The 1,321-nt window shown below is 59.7% G+C and carries 3 protein-coding genes; all 3 read left to right on the forward strand.

The genetic code is table 11. The features are described 5' to 3' along the window. On the forward strand, positions 1-400 hold a 400-nt coding region (locus OKC43_RS21620; protein WP_270804120.1), incomplete at its 5' end, for a hypothetical protein. After that, entirely contained in the window at positions 375-521 is a 147-nt protein-coding gene (locus OKC43_RS21625) for a hypothetical protein (protein WP_225159555.1), read from the forward strand. The genes OKC43_RS21620 and OKC43_RS21625, both read left to right, overlap by 26 nt. A 252-nt stretch (positions 522-773) precedes the next feature. Beyond that, positions 774-1,271, forward strand: a complete 498-nt coding sequence (gene radC, locus OKC43_RS21630; protein WP_042045083.1) for a RadC family protein — start codon at positions 774-776, stop codon at positions 1,269-1,271. Positions 1,272-1,321 lie beyond the last annotated feature (50 nt).

Below are 1,321 nucleotides of genomic sequence, written 5' to 3' on the forward strand. Positions count from 1 at the left end.
CTCGCGCCAGTGGCTGGGACTGGTCGCCGCCAAGGCCAAGATACAACCGCGCCACCGTGGCCAGCGCTGGTTACTACACCTCACTCCTGATAGCCCCCATGCCCGCACCGTTACGCTGCACCTGCGCTGGTCTGGGGTGCAGTGGCAACTGCTCTCCCTCACCAATGCCGAGGATTGGCGCACGATGAGCCGGCCGATAGATGAAATATGTGTGGATCTCACGCGCCGCTGTTTCTGGCGTAGCCAGGCAGGACCGGTTTCTCTCACCGAGCAACCCCGTGTGTTGGCAAGTTTCCTGGCTGACCTGCAGCGTACCTGCACTAATCACGGTTATCGCGTGGAGAGTGACCCCTTACCGCAAGAGGAGACACACGATGTCCAAACAACCGATAGCCGTTGAGCTGGAAGCCATCAATCGAGAGGGGGAAACTCAGGTGGTGCGTGACAGTGGCCTGACCGTGCAGGACTACAGCGTCTACCTGCGGGCTGTGGAGGGCAGTGGGTTGGCGCTGGCCACCTAGGTAGCTGACTACGACACCATAGGACCGGCCTACCAACTGGCGGAACGGCTGAGCGTTGCGCTCGCTATCCTACTCAACGTACTGGTCCCCGGACCGCTGATGCCGGTGAAGCGCGCCCCTACAGCCGGAACAGGAGCAGAAGCCGCCACCAAGGCCAACTGAACACCCCTCACAGTGAACCAACAACCGCTCTACCTTTAACCCTGACATGCTTTATGTGTGCCGGGGTTTTGTTTATTTGGAGAACCCCACATGCGTTACCACAAACTCAAAGCCGGGGAATGCCCCGGCACCTATGTCGTCACCGAACCCGTGACCGAGCAAGACCTGTTGCGTATCGCCAATCAGATTGCTCGCAAGCGTCTTGCCAAAGGCTCCGCCATCACCAGTACCACAGAGGCCGCTGAGCGGCTGCAGACCCTGCTGCAGGACCGGGAGCACGAAGTGTTTGGTGCACTGTTCCTCGACTCCCAACATCGTGTACTGGCCTTTGAGGAGCTGTTTCGCGGCACCTTGGACAGCGCCAGTATCTACCCACGGGAAGTGGTCAAGCGGGCCATACTGCTCAACAGTGGGGCCATCATCGCGGTGCACAATCACCCCAGCGGTGACCCGGAACCCAGTCAATCTGACAGGGTCTTTACCCAGGCCCTCAAAGAAGCCTTGGCGCTGGTCGATGTGCGATTGCTTGACCATCTGGTGGTCGGTGCTGAGGGCTTAGTCTCGATGGCCGAAAGAGGTCAGCTATGAACCAGACCCCAGGCAAAACCCACCTCACCGCCCTCGATATCCTCATCGAG

This window comes from Aeromonas sp. Y289-2 (assembly GCF_027705925.1).
GTDB classification, from domain to species: Bacteria; Pseudomonadota; Gammaproteobacteria; order Enterobacterales; family Aeromonadaceae; genus Aeromonas; species Aeromonas veronii.

What these genes read in the sequence shown, in the direction of transcription:
- radC (WP_042045083.1), top strand. Translation starts at nt 774, where the DNA reads ATGCGTTACCACAAACTCAAAGCCGGGGAATGCCCCGGCACCTATGTC.
- OKC43_RS21625 (WP_225159555.1), top strand. Translation starts at nt 375, where the DNA reads ATGTCCAAACAACCGATAGCCGTTGAGCTGGAAGCCATCAATCGAGAG.